Source organism: Peribacillus sp. B65 (assembly GCF_058513295.1).
Map to the genome: position 1 here is coordinate 4,719,556 of NZ_CP195840.1, position 22,018 is coordinate 4,741,573.

22 protein-coding genes and 1 pseudogene are annotated in these 22,018 nt (G+C 40.3%); 3 read left to right on the forward strand and 20 right to left on the reverse strand.

What is annotated here, in order from left to right; genetic code table 11:
* Positions 1–143: 143 nt before the first annotated feature.
* The 4 genes from ilvA to ACSR9O_RS23095 all read right to left on the reverse strand — a co-directional run bounded on the left by ilvA (position 144) and on the right by ACSR9O_RS23095 (position 3,608).
* A complete protein-coding gene (gene ilvA, locus ACSR9O_RS23080) occupies positions 144–1,412 on the reverse strand; it encodes a threonine ammonia-lyase IlvA (RefSeq protein WP_101225287.1) in 1,269 nt (422 codons plus the stop codon).
* Positions 1,413–1,563: 151 nt separating this feature from the next.
* The gene (locus ACSR9O_RS23085; RefSeq protein ID WP_101225288.1) at positions 1,564–2,049 is read right to left on the reverse strand and encodes a dihydrofolate reductase; all 486 of its coding nucleotides are present in this window, start codon (positions 2,047–2,049) and stop codon (positions 1,564–1,566) included.
* Positions 2,046–2,840 carry a thymidylate synthase gene (locus ACSR9O_RS23090; RefSeq protein WP_048686772.1) on the reverse strand — a complete coding sequence of 265 codons (795 nt, stop codon included), beginning with the start codon at positions 2,838–2,840 and terminating at the stop codon, positions 2,046–2,048. The genes ACSR9O_RS23085 and ACSR9O_RS23090 overlap by 4 nt, the downstream gene beginning before the upstream one ends.
* Before the next feature lie 57 nt (positions 2,841–2,897).
* Positions 2,898–3,608 carry an anthrax toxin lethal factor-related metalloendopeptidase gene (locus tag ACSR9O_RS23095; RefSeq protein ID WP_491725169.1) on the reverse strand — a complete coding sequence of 237 codons (711 nt, stop codon included), beginning with the start codon at positions 3,606–3,608 and terminating at the stop codon, positions 2,898–2,900.
* Positions 3,609–3,831: 223 nt separating this feature from the next.
* Between ACSR9O_RS23095 and ACSR9O_RS23100 the strand changes: the two genes are divergently transcribed.
* Positions 3,832–4,074: a hypothetical protein gene (locus tag ACSR9O_RS23100; RefSeq protein WP_101225290.1), complete on the forward strand. Its 243-nt coding sequence runs from the start codon at positions 3,832–3,834 to the stop codon at positions 4,072–4,074.
* 324 nt (positions 4,075–4,398) lie between these two features.
* On the opposite strand, the gene ACSR9O_RS23105 is transcribed toward ACSR9O_RS23100, so the two are convergent.
* The 5 genes and pseudogenes from ACSR9O_RS23105 to ACSR9O_RS23125 form a co-directional block, all read right to left on the reverse strand.
* Positions 4,399–5,004 (reverse strand): hypothetical protein, encoded by a 606-nt coding sequence (locus ACSR9O_RS23105; RefSeq protein WP_491725170.1) that lies wholly within the window; start codon positions 5,002–5,004, stop codon positions 4,399–4,401.
* A 27-nt stretch (positions 5,005–5,031) separates the two neighbouring features.
* Positions 5,032–5,460 (reverse strand): annotated as a pseudogene (locus ACSR9O_RS23110) (IS1595 family transposase); the annotation flags it as partial.
* Entirely contained in the window at positions 5,453–5,980 is a 528-nt protein-coding gene (locus ACSR9O_RS23115; protein ID WP_491725503.1) for a dihydrofolate reductase family protein, read from the reverse strand. The gene ACSR9O_RS23115 and the pseudogene ACSR9O_RS23110, both read right to left, overlap by 8 nt.
* A gap of 346 nt (positions 5,981–6,326) precedes the next feature.
* Positions 6,327–7,091: a TerC family protein gene (locus ACSR9O_RS23120; protein WP_101225292.1), complete on the reverse strand. Its 765-nt coding sequence runs from the start codon at positions 7,089–7,091 to the stop codon at positions 6,327–6,329.
* A gap of 210 nt (positions 7,092–7,301) precedes the next feature.
* Complete coding sequence (locus tag ACSR9O_RS23125; protein ID WP_101225293.1) at positions 7,302–7,919, reverse strand: YpjP family protein; 618 nt, start codon at positions 7,917–7,919, stop codon at positions 7,302–7,304.
* A gap of 436 nt (positions 7,920–8,355) precedes the next feature.
* On the opposite strand from ACSR9O_RS23125, the gene ggt reads away from it, so the two are divergent.
* Positions 8,356–10,044, forward strand: coding sequence for a gamma-glutamyltransferase (gene ggt / locus ACSR9O_RS23130; protein ID WP_491725171.1), 1,689 nt, complete (start codon positions 8,356–8,358; stop codon positions 10,042–10,044).
* Here ggt and ACSR9O_RS23135 read toward each other — a convergent pair whose 3' ends face one another.
* The 9 genes from ACSR9O_RS23135 to ACSR9O_RS23175 all read right to left on the reverse strand — a co-directional run bounded on the left by ACSR9O_RS23135 (position 10,045) and on the right by ACSR9O_RS23175 (position 19,367).
* Entirely contained in the window at positions 10,045–10,824 is a 780-nt protein-coding gene (locus tag ACSR9O_RS23135; RefSeq protein ID WP_491725172.1) for a class I SAM-dependent methyltransferase, read from the reverse strand.
* 72 nt (positions 10,825–10,896) lie between these two features.
* On the reverse strand, positions 10,897–11,331 hold the full coding sequence (locus ACSR9O_RS23140; RefSeq protein ID WP_452445263.1) for a BrxA/BrxB family bacilliredoxin: 435 nt from the start codon (positions 11,329–11,331) through the stop codon (positions 10,897–10,899).
* A gap of 170 nt (positions 11,332–11,501) precedes the next feature.
* Positions 11,502–13,172, reverse strand: a complete 1,671-nt coding sequence (gene ilvD, locus ACSR9O_RS23145; RefSeq protein ID WP_034311212.1) for a dihydroxy-acid dehydratase — start codon at positions 13,170–13,172, stop codon at positions 11,502–11,504.
* A gap of 282 nt (positions 13,173–13,454) precedes the next feature.
* On the reverse strand, positions 13,455–14,591 hold the full coding sequence (locus ACSR9O_RS23150; protein WP_491725173.1) for a conserved virulence factor C family protein: 1,137 nt from the start codon (positions 14,589–14,591) through the stop codon (positions 13,455–13,457).
* 130 nt (positions 14,592–14,721) lie between these two features.
* Positions 14,722–16,599: an ABC-F family ATP-binding cassette domain-containing protein gene (locus ACSR9O_RS23155; protein WP_491725174.1), complete on the reverse strand. Its 1,878-nt coding sequence runs from the start codon at positions 16,597–16,599 to the stop codon at positions 14,722–14,724.
* Complete coding sequence (locus ACSR9O_RS23160) at positions 16,596–17,240, reverse strand: HD domain-containing protein (protein WP_491725175.1); 645 nt, start codon at positions 17,238–17,240, stop codon at positions 16,596–16,598. The genes ACSR9O_RS23155 and ACSR9O_RS23160 overlap by 4 nt, the downstream gene beginning before the upstream one ends.
* A 53-nt stretch (positions 17,241–17,293) precedes the next feature.
* Positions 17,294–18,139: a DegV family protein gene (locus ACSR9O_RS23165; protein WP_491725176.1), complete on the reverse strand. Its 846-nt coding sequence runs from the start codon at positions 18,137–18,139 to the stop codon at positions 17,294–17,296.
* Between the two features lie 139 nt (positions 18,140–18,278).
* Positions 18,279–18,755, reverse strand: coding sequence for a glutathione peroxidase (locus tag ACSR9O_RS23170; RefSeq protein ID WP_101225300.1), 477 nt, complete (start codon positions 18,753–18,755; stop codon positions 18,279–18,281).
* A gap of 78 nt (positions 18,756–18,833) precedes the next feature.
* Entirely contained in the window at positions 18,834–19,367 is a 534-nt protein-coding gene (locus tag ACSR9O_RS23175) for a hypothetical protein (protein WP_101225301.1), read from the reverse strand.
* A gap of 168 nt (positions 19,368–19,535) precedes the next feature.
* On the opposite strand from ACSR9O_RS23175, the gene metA reads away from it, so the two are divergent.
* Positions 19,536–20,444: a homoserine O-acetyltransferase MetA gene (gene metA, locus ACSR9O_RS23180; protein WP_101225302.1), complete on the forward strand. Its 909-nt coding sequence runs from the start codon at positions 19,536–19,538 to the stop codon at positions 20,442–20,444.
* Between the two features lie 100 nt (positions 20,445–20,544).
* Here metA and ACSR9O_RS23185 read toward each other — a convergent pair whose 3' ends face one another.
* Both ACSR9O_RS23185 and ACSR9O_RS23190 read right to left on the reverse strand, forming a co-directional pair.
* Complete coding sequence (locus tag ACSR9O_RS23185) at positions 20,545–21,240, reverse strand: AIM24 family protein (protein ID WP_101225303.1); 696 nt, start codon at positions 21,238–21,240, stop codon at positions 20,545–20,547.
* Complete coding sequence (locus tag ACSR9O_RS23190) at positions 21,240–21,935, reverse strand: class I SAM-dependent methyltransferase (RefSeq protein WP_101225304.1); 696 nt, start codon at positions 21,933–21,935, stop codon at positions 21,240–21,242. Before ACSR9O_RS23190 ends, ACSR9O_RS23185 begins: the two co-directional genes overlap by 1 nt.
* Positions 21,936–22,018 lie beyond the last annotated feature (83 nt).

Here is a 22,018-nt window from a genome sequence, read left to right on the forward strand (position 1 = left end):
TTTCCAACCAATTGAAAGGAAACTGGCAATTCGTCATAGAATGGTAACAATTATCGACAGTATGCCCATATACGACTGGGCCGGCAGAATAAAATGTAAAAACATAGGTATTATTCTATCCTAATTTAACATTTAATCCATGATTAAATCAATAAGTGAAATAAATTACTGTCTTTATTGACCTCTACGAAAGAGAATCCTTTCTTGTTCATCCTCTGAATGAGCCCTTCATAATCATTTTTATCTTTTAGTTCTACACCAACCAGGGCCGGCCCGCTTTCTTTATTATTTTTCTTCGTATATTCAAAACGGCTTATATCGTCATTCGGTCCTAACACCTCATCAAGGAATTCCCTTAAAGCTCCGGCACGTTGCGGAAAATTCACGATGAAGTAATAAAGCAGCCCTTCATATAATAAGGATTTCTCCTTAATCTCCTGCATACGCCCAATGTCGTTATTCCCTCCGCTGACCATGCATACAACCGTTTTGCCCTTGATTTGTTCTTTGTATAAATCCAACGCGGCTACAGATATAGCCCCTGCCGGTTCAGCTACGATCGCATGCTGATTATATAAATCGAGAATCGTCGTACAGATTTGGCCTGGAGGGACGACAACGATATCTTCCAGGTTTTCCTTACAAAGCTGATATGTCAACTGTCCCACACACTTGACAGCTGCCCCGTCAACGAATGTATCTATGTTTTCAAGCTCAGAAACTTTTCCTTCCTTGAAGGAGTATTCCATCGAAGCAGCACCTTGCGGCTCAACTCCAATGCATTTCGTATTTGGGGAAACCGATTTGAAATAACTCGATACTCCGGCCATTAAACCGCCACCGCCCATAGCGGCAAATACATAGTCGATTCCATCTTCACAATCATTCAGGATTTCTACAGCCGTTGTACCCTGCCCGGCGATTACCTTTTCATCGTCAAATGGATGGATAAAGGAACGCTCTTCTTTTTCACAGCATTCCATCGCCATGGCAAATGCATCATCGAAAGTATCCCCGACAAGGATGATTTCCACATTATCCCTTCCGAATAACTGCACTTGATCGACTTTTTGCCTTGGAGTTGTAGCAGGCATATAAATTTTCCCATGGATACCTAATTGGCTACAGGAAAAAGCTACTCCCTGTGCATGGTTTCCTGCACTGGCACAAACGACTCCATTCTTCGTCTCTTCAGCGGTCAGGCTTTTCATTTTATAGTAAGCCCCTCTTAATTTAAAGGAACGTACGTGTTGTAGGTCCTCGCGTTTTAAATAAACATTACAATCATATTTTTCAGAGAGCCTCTGATTTTTTTGTAAAGGAGTATGCAAAACGATTTCTTTCAGTTCTCTATAGGCAATTAGAATATCTTCCAATTGAATCCCCCTATTCTTAGATGCAGTCTGATTCATAACAATCCCTCATTTCCTTCCTTAATGAATTCAATCATTATAGCACTTTACTGTTATTAATGTAATTGATTTTTCTAAAAATTCTTGCTTTTGTTCGTTTCATACCAAAAAAATCCGATTATAGTCATTTCCCCATAATCGGATTAGCACTTTATTTTTTTTGTAGAATAATAAAATCATGTGCATAATGATTTTTTTCATCGATGCTGCCTGGTTTTGAGGAGACTTTATCCCATTGATTTTCATCAATCACTGGAAAGAAAGTATCACCTTCAAAGGTTTCATGGATTTCCGTTATATACAGGCGATCGGTAACAGGAAGGATTTCCTTGAAGATTTCGGCTCCGCCAATCACAAAAACTTCCTCATCACGGCTATCTGCAAACGTTTTGATTTGTGCTATATCATGTAAAACTACGCAGCCTTCCGCTTTAAAATCCTGATTGCGGGTAACGATGACATTTTCCCGGCCAGGCAGGACCCTGCCGATCGATTCAAATGTTTTTCGGCCCATGACGATCGGATGGCCCATGGTAACTTTTTTAAAATACTGCAAATCGGCCGGTAAATGCCACGGCAGTTTATTGTTATTACCTATCACACGATTTTGATCCATAGCAACTATCAATGAAATCATATGCTTACCTCACCTTTTATATGGGGATGAGCTTCGTAATTTTCCAAAACGAAATCCTCGAAGCTGAAATCAAAGATATTTTTCACATCCGGATTGATTTTCATGATTGGCAATGGTTTGGGATCACGAGTCAACTGCAGTTCCACTTGTTCAAGGTGGTTAGAGTAGATGTGGACATCCCCGAAAGTATGTACAAATTCGCCAACTTCCAAATCACACACTTGGGCGATCATCATCGTTAAGAGCGCATATGAAGCTATGTTAAAAGGAACACCTAAAAAGACGTCCGCTGAACGTTGGTATAGCTGGCATGAAAGCTTACCATCAGCGACATAGAATTGAAAGAAAGCATGGCAAGGCGGCAAGGCCATTTCGTCCAGTTCCCCAACATTCCAAGCACTGACTATCAGCCTTCTTGAATTTGGATTCGTTTTGATTTGTTCGATCAATTCACTGATTTGGTCGATTTGCCTTCCATCAGCCGTTCCCCAAGAACGCCATTGATGACCATAAATCGGACCTAATTCTCCCTTTTCATCAGCCCATTCATTCCAGATGCGCACGCTATTTTCCTGAAGGTAGCCAACGTTCGTATCACCCTTCAAAAACCACAATAGTTCATGGATAATCGCTTTTAAACTAACCTTTTTCGTTGTAAGTACAGGGAATCCATCTTTTAAATTGAATCTCATTTGATATCCAAAGGTACTGATCGTTCCTGTTCCCGTACGATCACCCTTTTGCGTTCCATTTTCGAGTACATGCTTACATAAATCTAAATATTGCTTCATGATAAACCACCTTTTCTACTTTCATTCTCCTTATTTTAACGTATTATTGCCCAATGTTTAATCTAATTGCTTAATAAAATTATAAGTCTTGGGTGCTTTTTGTCTAAGCAATTGATTTTGTTCATCGTTCACATAAAACATGGCAAACGTTTCTGCAAAGTATTCCTCAGGGTAATTGGAAAAATACGTAATCCCGGGAAACAGCCCATCCACTTCCTTACCCCAAATCTTCAAATAATCCATGTCTTCACGGATTCCATCAAACACTATATTATCGATAGAATGCCCCAGCTCATGCAGTTCCAAATTAACGGAGCCATGCCCGTTGCCCTTGTCACTTGCCCCGATTTTAACCAATACCGTATGTGATCCGCCCATACCAGGCACATCATCCCAAGTTGTTTCTTTATTCAAATAACCACGCGGAGTTTTCCCCTTTAATTTTGCTGCGGATTGATTTTCTGTTAAATCACCATCGAATAGTTTGATCCTCACACCACTTTCAGCAGTTTTCTTCAATAGGGAATGAGGCAGTTTATTAATGGTACCAGCAATTTTAAGTGCTTCCCTTTCATCGTACTCCTCTTCTGGAAATAAAAATATTCGTTGCAATTCTTTATTGCCTTTAAAAAGTCCAGCTTGTCTTAAAAGATTATCTTTGGGTAAATTCCGCCATTTCACCCCTTCATCCTTCGCTAATGAATAGGAGAGCATTGAGAATAAAAAGACAAATAATGCAAGTATGGATAACCATTTCTTCCTTTTCACACGCTTCTCCCCCCTTCTTCATTCCTCATTTATGTTAAGAAAATATATGTTATTTAAAAACTCTAAACCTTCGATACTATTATATTAGTATAACATATTGCCCTAATGTAAAAACTCTATGTTTTTTTGGTAATTTCGGTTGCCATTCATCATGAGAAGAACCATTGATCCGCACTTTTCATATATCAACAGTATATAATCGTAAAAGGTTTAAGGTGATCGCATGGAAACCAATAATAAAAAAGCAATCTTGAAGGAGCACCGAGAACTTGCTGAAGAAGTGCTTGATATTTACAGTTTAAGAGTGTTCATCATTCTCGACCTTTTTCTCTTCTCCATCTTATTTGGCATACTGCTGCATCCGCTACTGTCTTCACTTTGGCTTAACTTTTTATTGCCATTGCTTTTCTTCACAACATTTACAGCCCTTCTTCAAATAATTGATATTTTCCAAAATAAAAGCTGACATCATATTTGATGTCAGCTTCAGACGGGTAGGCAACCTCGATGAAAAATCAAGTTTGCCTACAGTTTTTTTATATGTGCACAATTTAGACGTTGATTTCCGCTCCAGGCACTCGCTTTCCGCGGGCGGTCCGGTAGCCTCCTCGGCGCTTTTGCGCCTGTGGGGTCTACCCTCGACTCGCTTTTCCCGCAGGAGTCTCGCACCTTCCGCTTCAATCAACTTTGTTTTAACATTTTGGTTATGTTAAATAATATTGTTGTTTTTTAGTCAAATAAATGAGACCTTCTCTTATCAGGGGTCTCATAATCATTTTAATTTTTAAAATTACTCGTACTTACATAGCTTTGGAACTACAAAATCGGGAAAAGTCTTGATTATTTTTTTATATGTTGCGAAATTCGATTGACTTGAGATAACCGCAATGTTATCTCCATCATAGCCAATCCAAAAAATACTTGTATCGACTTCTACTTTAACCACTACTGTTCCCGCAATTTTCCCTTCCCAATTTCCTTTCCATTCTCTTTGTTCTACACTAAATACATCTTTGTTTGTGGACCATAAAACTAAATCATTCCCACTACCAAGAGTAATATAGAAAGGGAAAATCTCCTGAAACTGCTTTTCATTCTGGATTTCAGTAACAACGTATCGGTTAGTTAAGTATCTATAACTGATATTGAATTCCTTGCAATTATGTTCAAACTCATCTTTGCAATAAGAAGAAACCTCAGCACAAAAATAAAGTGGAAATGCTTGAATGTTTCTCATCCACAATGGCAGGAAATTTTCATCACATTCTGGTAGATAAAAGCCATCCATTGAGAAAACATATGGCGTAGTGCCTTCTATTGCAAACGGGAAAAAACCTCCAGCATCAGGATTTGAGTCATAATATCTCTTCGGGAAATAGCCAACTTCTATATTCAATTTTCCGCCCCCGTAGTTCCAATGTATTCATTTATTAAAGGTTGATAATCTTAACTCTTTATAAGTAACATCTGTCTTGAAAAGACAATTTTCTACTATCATACTACTTATTGATATATTATCACTTTGAGAAAATGCCCTCCAAGCATCGGTGCAAAATGTATTGTCCGACGACAATTTATTGCCGATAGCATTTTCTAATTGAGTTTTGACGATTCTTCCTCTACCAAGAACACTTGAATAGGTAGATTTTTGACGTTCTCTTGCAATAAGAACACATACCTGCTTGTGACTAATTCCACGAAACTTTGAAGAACCACCACGTTTGCGTGGTTTACGCCCTTCAATACTTCTTTTACCTTTTTCAGAGTATAAAAAATACGTTTCGTCCATTTCTACAATACCTGTAAATGTTTCAAAATCCATTTGGTTTAATGCAGTTAATATTTTATTTTTTAATATAATGAAGCATAGCAAGTTGACCTAATTTTTGTACTTTGGTTAATTTGAAATTTACAGTAATATCATCTCCGATATAAAGGGAGATTCCTTTCCCTAAAATAATGGGTGCAATGGCTAGCTGGAATTCATCAATTAAATTTTCTTTAAAAAATTCACGGGCTAAGTTCCCTCCACCAATTAACCATATATCTTTACCAGGCTTATGTAGAATATTTTTAATGAAAGTTTTGACATCTTCATCAATAAATGTAGCATATTCATCTGAGCCACTAACAGATTTGGAAAATACATAATTTTTAAATTCACTATAAGGATAATCCATCTCAAATCCACGAATGACATCATAAGTTCCTTTTCCCATTACAACTGTGTCGATTCTTTCCAGTAGTGATTTGTAGCCAGAGTCTCCTTCTACTTCTGTTGATTCTAACCACTCTAATGTACCATCATCATTTGCAATATAGCCATCAATTGAAGTACCAATGTATAAAATAATGTTACGCTGTTTTTTCATCAACAACAGATCCCCCTCGGAACATAAACTAGATATTTCTGTCATATAAACCACCTCATAATTCCATAGATACTTCCTCCAGGTAAAATACCATTCTTAACGAGATTAATTCTTCACTACATTTGATTCTCCTTCTTTCCTGAGTCGTTAGTTAAAGAAGATAGAGGAAGTCAATCGATAAAACAAAGAGCTTTTTATGGAAAGACCGAGAAATGGTAATATTCATAATTGGGGAAGTCGAATTAGGAACAAAAAAATCGTAAAAGCGCTTCGAGATGATACCATTCTGAAACTTTTGCGACAAAAAGCTGCCATTATTTTCGATGGCAGCTTTTTTAAATAGTGCTCAACCATGTTCCTTAAGCTTTTTCCCTTTCTTCAAATGGAATACGATCGTGGTGCCAAAAATCAGCAAAATAAAGGCAAAAAAGATTGCAGGCGGGATTTCTATCCTTGCAACGGCCAATAACATTTTTATAGCAATGAATCCGATAAGGACATATGCGGCAGTTTCCAATTCAGGAACCTTATCTATCAATTTTAGAAATAATCCCGCCACTCCCCGCATCATCAAGACACCAATCATTCCCCCTGTCAAAAGCACCCAGACTTTTTCACTCACCCCGAATGCGGCCAAGACACTATCGACGGAAAATGCTATATCCATCAATTCCACTGCGGCAACCGTTCCCCATAAGGTACCAAACATACGGATCAGTATGCTGTTTTTATTCATTCCCTGAATATCTTCATCAGCTTGTTTTTTTCTTTTATCCCTAAAGTATTTAAATGAGAGCCAACCAAGATAGGCTGCTCCAATTACCTTCACCCACCAAAGCTTAATGAGGAAAACACCTATTCCAATCGCTATAAATCTAAAAGCGTAAGCACCTAATAAACCGTAAAAAAGTGCTTTTTTCCGTTGTTTTTCCGGAAGGTGCCTGACCATTACTGCTAATACCAAAGCGTTGTCCGCTGATAGCAACCCTTCCATTAATACGAGCGTTCCAATCAATCCCCAGCTCACCGGGTCGGATAAAACCTCGACCCACATATGCCAGTCAAAAAACTGTGCATACGTTTGCATGATGTTATTTAACAACTCTGACATGATAAAGACTCCTCTGCTACTATAACCGCAAAATTAGAAAACCTTTTAAAATAACATTGTTCACATTGTTCCCCGTTATGATAAAAACTCTGCTTTTATTTCAACACAAAATAAATACGTTGCATGACAACGTATCATTTCGATGCTATTAGAAATTCACTTCATTTTCATCATACTCTTACACTTACATAAAATCAACGAAACCAACCGCTATGAGATCCTTTGTTTACTCGTCCACTCTGGCGGCGTATTTTTATCCCAATATATTTTCCCTATATTATAATGGGTGGCAAATGAATCATGATGGGTATGATAATGAAAATCGAACCAATACCCTTCCAGTGGAGGATTTTCCTGCCTGACATGGAATCTGATGATATCCTTGCCGCTGTTTGTATCATAAATATGAAATATTTTTTCGGCCCTGCCCGCACTCGGCTGCTCAGTGATGGTTAATTGCTGTAATTTCTCGTCTGGAAATTGGGCAGCCATTTCGGTAATGGCTTCTTCCATTTTGGGTAATATGGCCATTTTGAACTCATCACCAATTTTAGGATTGATCTTCTCGCCAAATTTCACAAATGCGTTTTCCTCTGCCTTATTCATTATGCCCGATAAAAATTCTTCCCGGTTGAATTCCTCTTCTAGTTCAGTAGAATTTTGCGAAGGAAGATAGGATAATCCCTCTTCTTCCACTAACCCTTTTTTAGTATCCTTTAACGAATCGGCTTCCGCAAGCCACGCCAGATCTGAAGGAGTGACAAGACCAAACGTCAAAACGGATACTAAAATGACGAGACTTTTCCTGAACCAAACCGCCGCTTTCAAATCACACTCCCCCTCCTTTTTTGTATTGTCTTTATATTTAGTATACTTTTATTTTTTGGTAATTACGAATATATAGTTACCCATGTTTTAAAAATCAAAAAAAAGGATAAATACCTATATAAAGTTTATGAACTCGAACTTTTTTATTAAATATCAATAAATTTACATTTAAATGAAGGATTTTGACGATTTTTGGAGAACTTAATTAGATTCAAGTCTTTTTAAGGAGGGGTCTTATATGGCTTCGACTGCCATGGTGGCTTTATGTCTTGTAACATTAGCATTTTTCGTATATTTATCATTTGCTGATTAAGAATAAATGAATACCTACGAAAAATCTCCTTGTCATTCTTCTACAATGACAAGGTTTTCTTTTCATTCAAACATAAGCCTTACCTTTTGGCAGATAAAAGGACTGAATAATGGAGGAATTATTTTGGAAAACAACAATGAAATCATTAAAGATAAGGATTATAAAAGGGAAACAGCTACAGGGGGCGCCGGAATGGTCGTTACAGCTCATCCGGTAGCCACTTCCATAGGGGAAAAAATATTACGTGAAGGTGGAAATGCTGTCGATGCGGCGGTCGCCATCCAATTTGCCCTGAATATTGTGGAACCCATGATGACCGGTATCGGCGGAAGTGGTTTCCTAATGGTATATAACGCTAAAAATAAGGAAACGAAAATATACGATGGGCATGTAAGAGCACCTAAAGCAGCACATCGAGACATGTTTCTTGATGAAAAAGGGAAAGTCATCCCATTTAAAGAAAGATCAATCAAAGCCACAGCGGTAGGCATACCCGGAATACTGAAAGCTATGGATGAAGCACTCGCTGAAAATGGCAGTAAGCCATTAGCGAACCTCATCGAGCCATCCATTGAATTTGCAGAAAAGGGAGTTCCCGTCAATTGGGTTCTTTGCGACGCTCTTAAAAATTTTGAATATCGATTGGGCGATGAAGCGCGTAAATTCTTCATGCCAAACGGAAAACCCTATCAGGATGGCGATTTGCTTATAAAAGAAAAGCTGGCGAATACCTATCGGATCTTACAACGTGAAGGAATTTCCGCTTTTTATGAAGGTGAAATCGGAGAAGGCATCATTTCCTGTATACAGGAGCTTGGAGGGTTCATGGAGCTTTCTGATTTAAAGGACTATAAAGCTACAATCGATGTACCAATGTATGGGACTTATAAGGATTATCTAATTGCGTCATCAAATGCCCCAAGTGCTGGCGGATTCACGGTCATCCAAATCCTGAAAATATTGGAGAGCTTCCAAATAGAACAATATGACGTCCGTTCTTGGGAAAAATATTATTTAATAGCAGAAGCGATGCGTCTGGCATTTACAGACAAAAAGGCATTTCTCGCTGATCCCGAATTTGCCGAATTGCCGTTGGCGGGTCTCATGCATGATGATTATATAGCTAAACGCCGTTCATTCATTAATTTCAAAACAAGAAATAATGCCATTGACTTCGGAAACCCTTGGATTTATGATTCCGTGAAGCAAAGGGAAGTCATACCTCAGCCTAATGAAGAGGATATCAGTGAAACCACACACTTCACCGTCCGTGACAGATGGGGGAATATCGCAGCATGCACGTCTACAGTGGAACATCCATTCGGATCAGGCATCATGGTTTCCGACTATGGTTTCATGCTGAATAACGAACTGACTGATTTTGATTCCATTCCAGGCGGCATGAATGAAGTGCAGCCCAATAAACGCCCAGTCAGCTGTAAAAGCCCGACCATCATCTTTAAAGACGGCGAGCCGATCTTGACGTTAGGGTCACCAGGTGGACCAACCATCATCAGTTCAGTCGTACAAACGATCATTAATGTACTCGATTTAAAAATGGATTTGAAAGCAGCCATCGAAGAACCTAGAATTTTCACTCCGATGGGCCCTCATATTGAATGGGAAGCAGGAATGGATATGACTAGCAAAGGCCACTTGGAAGCAATGGGCTTCGCCTTTAATGAAGTTCCCCACTCAATAGGGAATGTCCAAGCGATTCAAATCAACCCTGATGGCTCTAACTATGGTGCTGCCGATTCAAGCCGAGAAGGCTGTGCCATGGGCCTGGACGAAACAGATTATAAATCTTGATCACTGAATGGAAATGAAGCCAAAATGAAATTTGGATGTTTTTCTTTTTAGTACTTCAAATCCAAATTCCTCAAAGCGGGAGCTGCGAAAATGGTCTTTCAACACGACTCTCTTTCGCGCAACCCGCTTGGCTTCTTTCATTATTTCCACAGATAAATCCTTACCTTTAGCAAAATGAGTCAGTCCCCTGATCCCATTCGATTCCTGAATCGTTTCTTCAAACATGGGATCGAAATATACGACATCAAAATGATTATCCGGCAATGTTTTCAAAATTTCGTAATGATCACCTTGCATGACCTCTATTCTTCTCATCGCAGAAATCATCGTTTCTTCTGCATCCTCCCATGTCTTCATCCCATGGTCCACGAGCAAGGCCAAATATTGATTTCCTTCCAATGCGACAACCTGTCCATGTTCACCCACTTTGAAACTTGCGACAATCGCATCAGAGCCCAAACCCAAGGTACAATCAAGCACAGAATTCCCTTCATTTATATCTCCGGCAATGAGAAATGGATCACTCTCTCCACGCATTATTCTTTTTATACGGATCATCGCTAGGTTCGGGTGGAAAAAGAATGGTTCTTTTTCCTGGTATCGATACAACTCCATCCGTTTTTTACCAAAAACAAGGCAATCATCTTCATTTTGTTCCGCTTGGATATCTCTCACCGATCGTTTTCTTCGGGCTATAAAGGGGATATGTAATTCTTCAGCTAACCTTTTTGCTAATATCATCGTTTCTTTATCGGCTCTTCCTACTGTTGTGACAAACATGGATCCCTACCCCTTCATACTCTCTTAAATTTGAAAAGAATGCCCTGTTTCCAGGACATTCCGCTTTATCACTTATTTTACTTGACTGAACGCTGCCAATAAATTTTCCATGATAGCTTCCATTGGCTGTCCTTCTATATCATGGCGTGGAATGAAATGTACGACCTCTTTGCCCTTTAAAAGAGCCATTGATGGTGAAGAAGGTTCTATTCCATCAAAGTATTCCCGCATTTTAGCAGTCGCTTCCTTATCTTGGCCGGCAAATACAGTTACCAAATGATCTGGCTTATTGTCTGCTTGCAGTACGGCTTGAGTAGCAGCTGGACGGGCTAACCCGGCAGCACATCCACAAACGGAATTCACGACCACAAGTGTCGTACCTTCTACCGATTCCATAAAGTTTTCAACCGCTTCAGCGGATTCCAACTCATCAAAACCTGCTTGCACCAGTTCCGCACGCATTGGTTTCACCATTTGCTTCATATATTCATCATATGCCATCGACATAAAAAAACCCCCTTGGTTACATTTCTTCAATTAGAATAATCATACTATATTGTTAAGTGAATATGCAAAAATGATGCTTATAGCTTTGTAAAATTCATTGTTTCCCACAAAGAAACATGGTGACAGAATCCACTTTCATTCTGCCACCATGTTTTAGTCTTCCTTTTAACTTAAACTTTCATCACTCCGCCTGAGCTGGCATTCGTCACAAGTTTGGAATAACGTGCTAAATAGCCTGTCCTGACCTTTGACTCGAAGCCTTTCCAATTGGCTTTGCGCTTTTCGAATTCTTCATCGGAAATTTCCAATTGGATTTTACGATTATTCAAATCCAATTCGATGATATCTCCATCTTCAACAAAGGCGATCGGGCCTCCCTCAGCTGCTTCGGGGGATATATGACCAATGCTGATGCCTCGGGATGCTCCTGAAAAGCGGCCATCAGTGATCAAACCAACTTTCGCTCCAAGTCCCCTCCCGACGATTTGGGAAGTGGGTGCCAACATTTCCGGCATTCCCGGCCCACCTTTAGGCCCTTCGTAACGAATGACCACTACATCCCCTTCTTTAACCTTTCCGGTAATGATTCCGGAAAGTGCATCTTCCTGGGAATCGAAACAAATGGCAGGACCCCTGTGATAGCCACCAACTGATGCGTCAACGGCGCCCACTTTTACGATGGAGCCTTGAGGAGCAAGGTTACCGAACAATACCGCAAGCCCGCCACGCTCAGAATGCGGATTATCCAATGGATGGATTACATCCTTGTCCAATATTTCACAACCGGCAACATTTTCGCGGAGCGTTTTACCTGAGACAGAAAGGCAATCTCCATTAAAGGCACCTGGTTTTTTGAGTAACTCATTAATGACGGCACTAACACCACCGGCATTATGTACATCTTCAATATGATAATCGGATGCCGGTGCAATTTTCGCTAGATGCGGTACGCGGTTAGCTATTTCATTTATGCGTTCCATCGGATATTCAAAACCTGCTTCATGTGCCAATGCAAGCGTATGAAGCACGGTGTTGGTCGAACCGCCCATCGCCATATCCAAGGCAAATGCGTTATCAATTGCATCAATCGTCACGATATCACGAGGCTTGATATCCTGTTTGATTATCTCCATCAACTGTTTAGCGGATTTCTTAACGAATTCCTTACGTTCTTCGGCTACCGCCAAAATCGTTCCATTTCCCGGTAGCGCAAGTCCTAATCCTTCAGCCAGGCAGTTCATGGAGTTTGCTGTGAACATTCCTGAACAAGAACCGCAAGTAGGGCATGCAACTTGCTCGATCTCCTGCAAATCCTCTTCATTGATATTACCTGCTTGATAAGCACCCACCCCTTCAAAAACGGATGTTAATGAAAGTGATTTACCATTTTTATCTTTACCTGCTTTCATGGGTCCGCCGCTTACGAATATTGTAGGAATATTGACACGAAGTGCTCCCATCATCATTCCCGGCGTTATCTTGTCACAGTTTGGAATGCACACCATACCGTCAAACCAATGTGCCGATACAACAGTTTCCACGGAATCTGCGATGATTTCACGGCTTGGCAAAGAATAGCGCATACCAATATGACCCATTGCAATTCCATCGTCTACCCCGATCGTATTAAATTCGAAAGGAACACCGCCCGCTTCGCGAATCGCTTCCTTTACTATTTTTCCGAATTCCTGAAGGTGTACATGACCTGGAACGATATCGATGTATGAATTACAAACCGCGATGAACGGTTTACCGAAATCCTCTTCTTTAACTCCTGCTGCCCGCAACAGGCTTCTATGTGGAGCTCGATCGACCCCTTTTGTAATCATGTCACTTCTCATATTTGATGTAGACATTTGTTGTACCCCCAATTTCCGCTAAATGTTTAATGATTCAGAATAATATAATTTTTAGTATACTCTAAAAATTCTAACATATTTATAGACAAATGCAACCATTCTTCACTAAATATCTACAAAAATCATTTTACTAAAATAATAGAGTTCCAATTTATAGATTCGACCTCAGGGGAGCCCCTTTCAAATGATTGGAAATGATCCTTAAAAAATAAAAAGGCATGCGGATTATATTATCCGCATGCCTTTTTCCTGGGTCATTTCAAATCACTTGTCATTCGCTTGTCTTGATTCTGTCATTTGCTTCCAAACCGAACCTTTTGCTTCTTCGCCATTTTCTATACGGTCTATGGCCATCTTGACCTGAAGGGCCACTTCGAATTCAGGATCCTGTTCCGCTTGTTTAAGATAAGGGAGGGTCGTTTCATTTCCCACTTCATATAAAAACATCGCGGCCCGCCATCTAACCAATTTATTTTTATCCGAAAGTGATTGAGACATTTCTCCCATCGCTTCTTCAAAGCCAAGATCTGATAAACAATCACCTGCCGTACGTCTTACGGCCGCGCTTTTATCTTTCAAGGCTTTATACAAGCTCGGAAGCACTTTTCTATCTTCGATCATACCTAAGTATACTACCGCGAGCCTTCGAATGGAGACCTTACTGTCGGAGAGTGCCATATCCAATACTGGAACATCATCAACCGTTGGATCTTCCATTTGTTCTAAAGCCTGATAACGCTTTTCCCAGCTTTCATCATTCAGCATTTCTGCAGTCAGTTTAATTTTTGGACGTTTCAAAATTGCTTCCTTCGTATCGACCATTTCTTTTGCAGTTGCAACTAGCCGATTAATTCGATCTTCCGGATAAGCTGCGATCAGTTCATCCGATACTTCCTTCACGATATCTTCCATATCACCATATCTTACGCCATAATCCTTCCATTTTCGAAGCAGGACTACATTATCATCTTCTTTTTGGGCAGCGGCAATGCCCTTTATGAAATAATCCGGTAAGGCAAAACGTTTTTCGTGTTGACTATCACTTGCTTTAATCTGCATCGGAATGCCCTTGAATTGTTGAATGGCAACAGTTACTTCACCGTAATGTTCATTTAATGCCGCTTGTTGATTTTGTTCTTCGGTTTTTTCACCAAAGACCTGACGGATTTGGACCAAGATATCTTTCCAATCATATTTCGCATTTCGCTCAACGGCTAAGAAGTCCGCAACATGATATACCCCTTTCACTCCCTCGATCGTAAATAAATCCCTTATCAGCTTGGGCGCTTGGTCAGCTTGGTCTTTCTTATAATTATTGCTTTTACCAGCTAATAGCTCTTCTGTTAAATTGATTTTCATTGTATTCGGACTTGGTGTAGGTTCTATCGACTTAATTTTCAATGCATTTCTCTCCTTTTACAAGACGTTTCCATGTACTAGATATTATCACATCGGCAACAGATTCTCATGCAATTGAGATTGGCAAAAAAAAGACTGATCCAAGTTTATTTCCTTGGACCAGTCACCACGCTCATTCTTCTTCCAATTTTTCCGCTAAATACGCCCATCTTTCCATCAAATGGTCTAATTTATCCGTTAGTTCCTTTTCTTCTTCAAGAAGTAGGCGTACTTTTTCAAAATCGCTTCCCGCCGCTGACATTTCTGATGTTATGTCTTTCAAGCGCAGCTCGGCCCGCTCCATGTTCCCTTCTATCTCTTCCCATTCCTTACTTTCCGCATAGGTTAGTTTTTTCTTTTTCTTTTCGGTCCGGTTCATCTGTGGCTCTGGTGCTTTTACTGGCACAGCCTCTTCCGTCTTTTCTTCCAAGAACTCTGAATAAGAGCCGTAATAGAAGTCAATGTCACCTTTATTCTTGAAAACAAGAAGCTGATGGCACGTTTTATCCAAGAAATACCTATCATGTGATACAGTAATGACTACACCTGAAAACGTTTCTAAATAATCCTCAAGAACGGTCAAGGTTTGCGTGTCCAAATCATTCGTCGGTTCATCCAAAAGCAGGACATTAGGTGCCGACATCAATATGTTAAGGAGATATAATCTCCTTTTCTCCCCACCGGACAGCTTACGAATTGGCGTCCCATGCGATCCCATTGGAAATAAGAACCTTTCAAGCATCTGCGCAGCCGATATGAAACTACCATCTTTAAGGGCGATTGAATCTGCCGTTTCCCGAATATACTCTATCATGCGCAAATTCTCATCCATATCGACGCTTTCTTGAGTATAGTATCCTATTTTCACGGTTTGCCCTTTTTCCAGGTTTCCTTCATCTATGGATTCCCTTCCTGCCAGGATATTCAACAAGGTTGACTTTCCGCTGCCATTATTACCGACGATCCCAATTCGATCACCTGGTTTGAAGAGGAAGGAAAAATGGTTGATGATGGTTCGATCACCGAAGGATTTAGAAACATCCTGCATCTCAAGCACCTTTTTCCCAAGACGGGCACCGCTTAATTCCATTTCCAGGTTCTCTGTTTTCTGCTTATCCTTTACACCTGATTCCAATGTTTCGAAGCGTTGGATCCTGGCCTTTTGTTTCGTTGTACGGGCCTTGGCTCCTTTACGGATCCAGGCCAGTTCCTTTTTGAATAGGCTTTCCTTTTTCGTTCTTTCAGCTGACTCGTTCTCTTCACGAATGGCCTTTGATTCTAAATAATCCGCATAGTTTCCTTTGTATTCGAAAAGCTGCGTTTGGGCAATTTCCCAAATCTTATTGGACACACGATCAAGGAAATATCGATCATGGGTTACAAATAAAACGGACTTTTGATATTTCCCCAAATATTCTTCAAGCCAAGTGATGCTTTCGAAATCGAGATGGTTGGTAGGCTCATCCAAAATCAGTAAATCAGGGGTCTCAATCAAGGTTTTTGCCAGGGCCGCACGTTTTTTTTGGCCACCTGACAGTTCCCCCAATTTCCTTGAGTGATCAGGAAGTCCAAGCTTGGTCAGTATCGTTCTGGCATTGGCACTTGTATCCCAGGCGCCAAGCGTGTCCATATCCTGCTGTTGCTTTAACAAACGGTCCTGTACTGCGCCATTCTGCGGATCTACCTGGAGTTGAACGAGTGTCTTTTCATATTCTTTAATCAACGAAAATACAGGAGTTGAACTTTCATACATATATTCCATGATCGTCAATTCCTCATCGAAATGAGGGTCTTGGGATAGATAGGAAATCGTGTAATCATTCGGGTGATCTTTCGTTCCTAAATCACTGTCTTCCAATCCTGCGATAATATTCAATAATGTCGATTTACCGGTGCCGTTTATTCCAACGATCCCGATTTTCTCCCCTTCGGTTATGGAAAAAGAGACATCTTTAAAAAGCAGCTTTTCCCCTTGGGTTTTCATTACATTTTCCATGCTAAAAACTTTCATAATCGTACATCCCATTCCTTATTAAATTCATCCAAAAATCCAATCATATATTCATGCCTTTCACTTGCAATCTTCTTGGCTGTACAAGTATTGAGCATATCTTGCAAACGCAATAACTTTTCATGAAAGTGATGAATGGAAGAGCTTTTGCCATTCCTGTATTCCTTCTTGGTCATGTTTTCCCTTATGGGCAATGAAGGATCATACATAAGTTGTCCCTTTTTTCCGCCAAATGCAAATGTCCTGGCTATGCCAATGGCACCAATTGCATCCAAGCGGTCCGCATCCTGAACAATTTCAGCCTCGATCGAGGGAAGCTTCATCTGCCCTGCACTATATGAAATTGAATTGATGATCTGTTTGATGGCATCCACACTATCATTATCCAACTTTATTTCATCGAACCAAGAATCAAGCTTTTTCCAGCCTCCATCGGCTTCCTGGTTTAATTTATCATCCGGGATATCATGAAGCAGGGCCGCCAATTCAATGATGAACTCATTTCCTTTTCGTTCTTCTTTTGCAATATGTAAAGCCAGCTTACGTACACGATCGATATGGAACCAATCATGGCCGCTGGCATCAGAATTCAATTGGTCATATACATACTTCTCCGTTAATTCAATCATCGTTTGTTTCATTTCACCACTCCATGTCCTATCTATTTTACCATGGTTCTCAATAATGGTGTGCTTTAATCTTCATTGAACCAACTGATTCCAATCGTCTGTTCACCGGTATGCACCCCGATGGCACTGCCAAGTGGGGATACATGGGTCAACACATGAGGAAATTCTTCGGAAATCATCTTTCTCCATCTCTGTGCCTGCTCCGACATTGCTCCATATAATATGGTGCATTCTTTTACATTTCCCGCTTCGACTGATCTACGAAAATCAGTGAAGATCTGTTTTTCCGCTTTTTTAAGGTTCCGGGGCTTAGATTTAGTATGAAGCACACCGTTTTCGATTGAAATGATGGGTTTAAAGCTTAACAGGCTTCCTAGAATATACTGTGCGTTTGTTAGTCTGCCGCTGCGGTGCAGCTGATCTAAAGAACCTATTAATACATAAGTTTCATGGTTATCCGCATACATTCTCGTTTTGACGAAGGCCCCATTGATGGAATCGCCATTATTAATATGATGCATGAGCCGTTTCAAGATTAATAGCATCGGAAAGGAAATAAGTAAAGTATCAAAAACGTCAACGGGGATTGTAACCATTTGTGCAGCTTGCCTGCTCGCGGAAACGGTGCCGCTCAATTCACTTGAAAGGTGTACGGCTATGATTCGATCATAGCGTTTTTCAAGCTCCTTATATAACTCATGGAATCTGCCGACCGACGGCTGTGACGTAGTGGCGGTGATTTTATCCTCACTCATCCGACGGTATAATTCCTCAGGTAATAGGTCGACGCCATCTTCATATTCCTTCCCATCGATGATGACGACCATCGGAACGACGTATACATGTTCATTCAATGATAATTCTTCGTCTAAAGTTCCCGTACTGTCTGTTACCCATGCAATTCGTTCCATGTTTTCCCCCCTCATTTGTGTCTTCTATTATATTCAACATCCCAACCATCTGTCCCCTTTTAAAAACGGATGCATGCATTAAATTTCTAACCTAAAAAAAAGAGCCCAACAGAAGCTTCCGTTGGACTCGAATCATTTCTCATAATAATTTTTTTATATCCTCTTCCATTTCCAGAGGTTTTGTTTTAGGCGCATACCGGCTGACGATATTTCCATCTCGGTCAATCAAGAACTTTGTAAAATTCCATTTTATCGATTTGGATCCCATCACTCCGGGAGCATTTTCAGTCAGATAGCTGAATAAGGGATGGGCTTCCTTTCCATTAACATTCACTTTGGCAAACATCGGGAAAGTTACACCATGATTCAATTTGCAGTATGAATCGATTTCCAGATCATCACCAGGCTCCTGATTCAAAAACTGATTACACGGAAAACCAAGTACGACAATCCCATCCTCTTTATATTGTACATACAGGCTTTGCAAATCATCATACTGTGGCGAAAAACCGCATTTGCTTGCGGTATTTACTATGATCATCACTTTCCCTCTATATTCCTCAAGCGAGATGGTTTCGCCATTAATTTTATTGACTTCAAATTCGTAAATGGACATATATGATCTCTCCCTTTAGTATGATGATTCATTTTACCGTATTTAAAGGTACGTTTACCAACTTTTATCCTTTGCCTATCATCCTGGAATCTTCACTGCTTGGATGGATTGAATCAAATACTCTACCATGTCTTCCAAATCATCCATTTGCTCTTCTTTTACCAGTCTTCCAAATGATACTTTATATATAGATGAAGTAACGGGTTGCATTTTTTTACTGACCGTATCGCTGGTCGTCACTGTAATGATTCTTTGATCTCCCCAAATTTTTTCCAGGTCGTTCAACAATTGTTCAGCATTAACCTCATCAAGCTTTTTGGGAAAAGAAATGAAAATATTGACCGTGCAGCCCGTATGCGTATCATCAATATCGGCATCGAGTAACTCCGAACTTAGGTTCTTGAGAGAAGCGTGTAACTCGATGGCACCGCTAATCGAAATGGGCGCCATTGTTTTTTTCAATCCCATCTCAATCTTATATGATCTGGACATGGTCGAGAGATTCACTATATCATCACGGTTTATGACCAATATATCCCCAATGAAGTCACGATCGTAAACCGCTCCTTCCAATACCACTTTCATGTTCTCAAATGCTGTAGGATCAAACAATCTCCAAACACCTCTCCAACTTATAAGTTTATGTATTCATGATCTTCCCATTTTACCATTTCCGGGCCATTTCCTTCGGGATTTACAAGAAATTATTAAAATAGCTTTTCTATTCAATAATTTTCTATATAATTAAAATATTATGATTTTTGAAGAAGGAGGCTAATCATGCCAATCAGAATTCCAGAACAACTGCCAGCAAGAGAAATTTTAGAACAGGAAAATATCTTCGTTATGGATGAGGAAAGAGCTACCAATCAGGAAATCCGTCCATTGAATATATTAATATTAAACCTAATGCCAGAGAAAGAAAAAACGGAGGCCCAGTTACTGCGCTTTCTTGGCAATACTCCCATTCAAGTAAATATATCATTCCTGCGCTTGAGCACACATGAATCAAAAAACACAAGTAAATTTCATTTAGATCAATTTTACAAATCATTTAATGAAATTCGCACGAAGAAATATGACGGCTTGATCATTACAGGTGCTCCAGTAGAAAAGCTGGAATTTTCAGACGTCAATTATTGGGAAGAACTGCAGAATATCATGAACTGGTCAAGCGAAAATGTCACATCCACCCTACATATCTGTTGGGGGGCACAAGCTGCCCTGTACCATCATTATGGAATAGGCAAATACGAACTTCCAGAGAAATGCTTCGGCGTATACACCCATGAGGTCCTTGAACCGAATGAAAATCTAGTCCGCGGATTCGATGATTATTTTATGGCCCCTCATTCACGCCATACGGATATTGACTATCAAAAATTAGTTAACCATCCTGAATTGAAGGTTCTCGCACAGTCCGATCAAGCTGGTGTATTGATCGCTGCTTCGATTGACGGAAAAAGAATTATGGTTACCGGCCATTTCGAGTATGATGCCGATACCCTAGGTGAAGAATACAGGCGCGATAGAGAGCGTGGGATCAATACGCAACTCCCTGAAAATTACTTTCCTGATAACGATCCGACCAAGGTACCTCTCCACCGCTGGAAGAGCCATTGCAGCTTGATGTTCTCTAATTGGCTGAACTATTATGTCTATCAATCTACCCCTTATGAGTGGGATTGAAAGGGTAAGAAAAAAGAAGCTTTCACTTTTAAGTGAATCGTTTTTTTGGGCAGCCACTTCATGGGGAAACAACCTGAGTTTCTGACTCAGGTTGTTTGTTTCATGATTCCTTATTACCGAAGTATACCTCTTCAAAAGGTTGGACGACCACAAATCCTTGACCTTCGAATTTCATTTGAACGGATTCGCCGCTTCCCCTCCCAAAAAACGACTTCAATGAAACATCCGTTACGAATTCAGGCTGCAATTCCCCTGACCAAGCTACTGTGGCATTCGGGTCCGTATAGACCGGATTCCCAGATTCCACCATTAAAGTAAGCGGCTCATAATGGGAAGTGAATGCGACCATGCCTCTCCCCTCGAGCCTTACGTTGAACAATCCCCCCGCCAATAACCCGGCAATGCGCCGCATCATTTTTATATCCCATGAAATCCCCGGTTCAAATGCAAGTAAATCATTTCCGTTAACACAGATCGATTCACCATTTAACTGTAAAATAGAAATCTTCTTCCCTTGATCGGCGACGTATAGCTTGCCGCTTCCGGTCGCTTTCATCAAGGATGCACCCTCACCAGTCAAAGCTTTTTTAAAGAGTTTACCAAGACCATGCTCCAAGATGCCTTCCCGCTCGAATTTAATATGGCCGCGATAAGAAACCATCGTCCCCATTTTTGCCCAGATCTGCTTTTCCAAATTAATCTCCAGGATTCGTTCCGTTTCAAGTTCGAATAAGCCTTGCCCTTTATCCTGCTGCTTCGTCTTTTCAACGAATTGATCGATTTGATACTTCTCCATCACTGCCCCACCTCTTTTTGCAGGAGAAACAGCCACATGAACGATACAGCTTGCTTTAATTCCTTTGAAAAATGTCCCAGTTTTGCATAGTCCACCCCTCTCTTTGCAACGCCGGTATCAGCCACTGCCTTCCATCCTGTTTCTAAAGCCATTTTTTCAAATTCCCATGGCTGCATTGTATTCATGATGACTTTATCTCCTAATAACCGTTGAAAACTGAAGTTTTTTCGTGGTTCAGCTGTTGGACCAAGTATCCCAAAACATACATAGCCGCCAGGCTTTATTACCCGTTGGATTTCCTTCATCACCGTTAATGGTTCACCCGTATATTCCAAAGAATTAATGACCATTGCTGCATCCATTTCTTCATCTTTGAATGGTAGATTATAAAAATCTCCTTGCAGGAAAGAAAGTCCTGGTTGTTGAGCGGTTTTTCCCTTTGCAAATTCAATCATCACATTGGATAGATCAACTCCGGTTACTTTAAATCCCGCTTCGGCCAATTTCAAGGAACCAACTCCATCTCCACAGCCTATGTCAGCTACCTTCACTCCCGAAGGTACATATTCAGAAAAGAAAGGAATAATGTTTTTCCGGCTCCCCGTTTCCCACATTTCTTGCGAATTCTTCACCCACATAGGTGCAAAAACATCCCATTCCTTTTTCGACTCTTCATGCCATGTATGTAAATTCATCTGAAATTCATCCTCCCATATACCCCCTAATTCCCGACCGGGGCTTCCCTATAGCTATTCTGCTCTTAATTCAAAAATCCTCC

What these genes read in the sequence shown, in the direction of transcription:
- ilvA (WP_101225287.1), bottom strand. Translation starts at nt 1,412, where the DNA reads ATGAATCAGACTGCATCTAAGAATAGGGGGATTCAATTGGAAGATATT.
- ACSR9O_RS23085 (WP_101225288.1), bottom strand. Translation starts at nt 2,049, where the DNA reads ATGATTTCATTGATAGTTGCTATGGATCAAAATCGTGTGATAGGTAAT.
- ACSR9O_RS23090 (WP_048686772.1), bottom strand. Translation starts at nt 2,840, where the DNA reads ATGAAGCAATATTTAGATTTATGTAAGCATGTACTCGAAAATGGAACG.
- ACSR9O_RS23100 (WP_101225290.1), top strand. Translation starts at nt 3,832, where the DNA reads ATGGAAACCAATAATAAAAAAGCAATCTTGAAGGAGCACCGAGAACTT.
- ACSR9O_RS23115 (WP_491725503.1), bottom strand. Translation starts at nt 5,980, where the DNA reads ATGAAAAAACAGCGTAACATTATTTTATACATTGGTACTTCAATTGAT.
- ACSR9O_RS23120 (WP_101225292.1), bottom strand. Translation starts at nt 7,091, where the DNA reads ATGTCAGAGTTGTTAAATAACATCATGCAAACGTATGCACAGTTTTTT.
- ACSR9O_RS23135 (WP_491725172.1), bottom strand. Translation starts at nt 10,824, where the DNA reads ATGTTTGTCACAACAGTAGGAAGAGCCGATAAAGAAACGATGATATTA.
- ACSR9O_RS23140 (WP_452445263.1), bottom strand. Translation starts at nt 11,331, where the DNA reads ATGTCGATGGCATATGATGAATATATGAAGCAAATGGTGAAACCAATG.
- ilvD (WP_034311212.1), bottom strand. Translation starts at nt 13,172, where the DNA reads ATGAGAAGTGACATGATTACAAAAGGGGTCGATCGAGCTCCACATAGA.
- ACSR9O_RS23155 (WP_491725174.1), bottom strand. Translation starts at nt 16,599, where the DNA reads ATGAAAGTTTTTAGCATGGAAAATGTAATGAAAACCCAAGGGGAAAAG.
- ACSR9O_RS23160 (WP_491725175.1), bottom strand. Translation starts at nt 17,240, where the DNA reads ATGAAACAAACGATGATTGAATTAACGGAGAAGTATGTATATGACCAA.
- ACSR9O_RS23165 (WP_491725176.1), bottom strand. Translation starts at nt 18,139, where the DNA reads ATGGAACGAATTGCATGGGTAACAGACAGTACGGGAACTTTAGACGAA.
- ACSR9O_RS23170 (WP_101225300.1), bottom strand. Translation starts at nt 18,755, where the DNA reads ATGTCCATTTACGAATTTGAAGTCAATAAAATTAATGGCGAAACCATC.
- metA (WP_101225302.1), top strand. Translation starts at nt 19,536, where the DNA reads ATGCCAATCAGAATTCCAGAACAACTGCCAGCAAGAGAAATTTTAGAA.
- ACSR9O_RS23185 (WP_101225303.1), bottom strand. Translation starts at nt 21,240, where the DNA reads ATGGAGAAGTATCAAATCGATCAATTCGTTGAAAAGACGAAGCAGCAG.
- ACSR9O_RS23190 (WP_101225304.1), bottom strand. Translation starts at nt 21,935, where the DNA reads ATGAATTTACATACATGGCATGAAGAGTCGAAAAAGGAATGGGATGTT.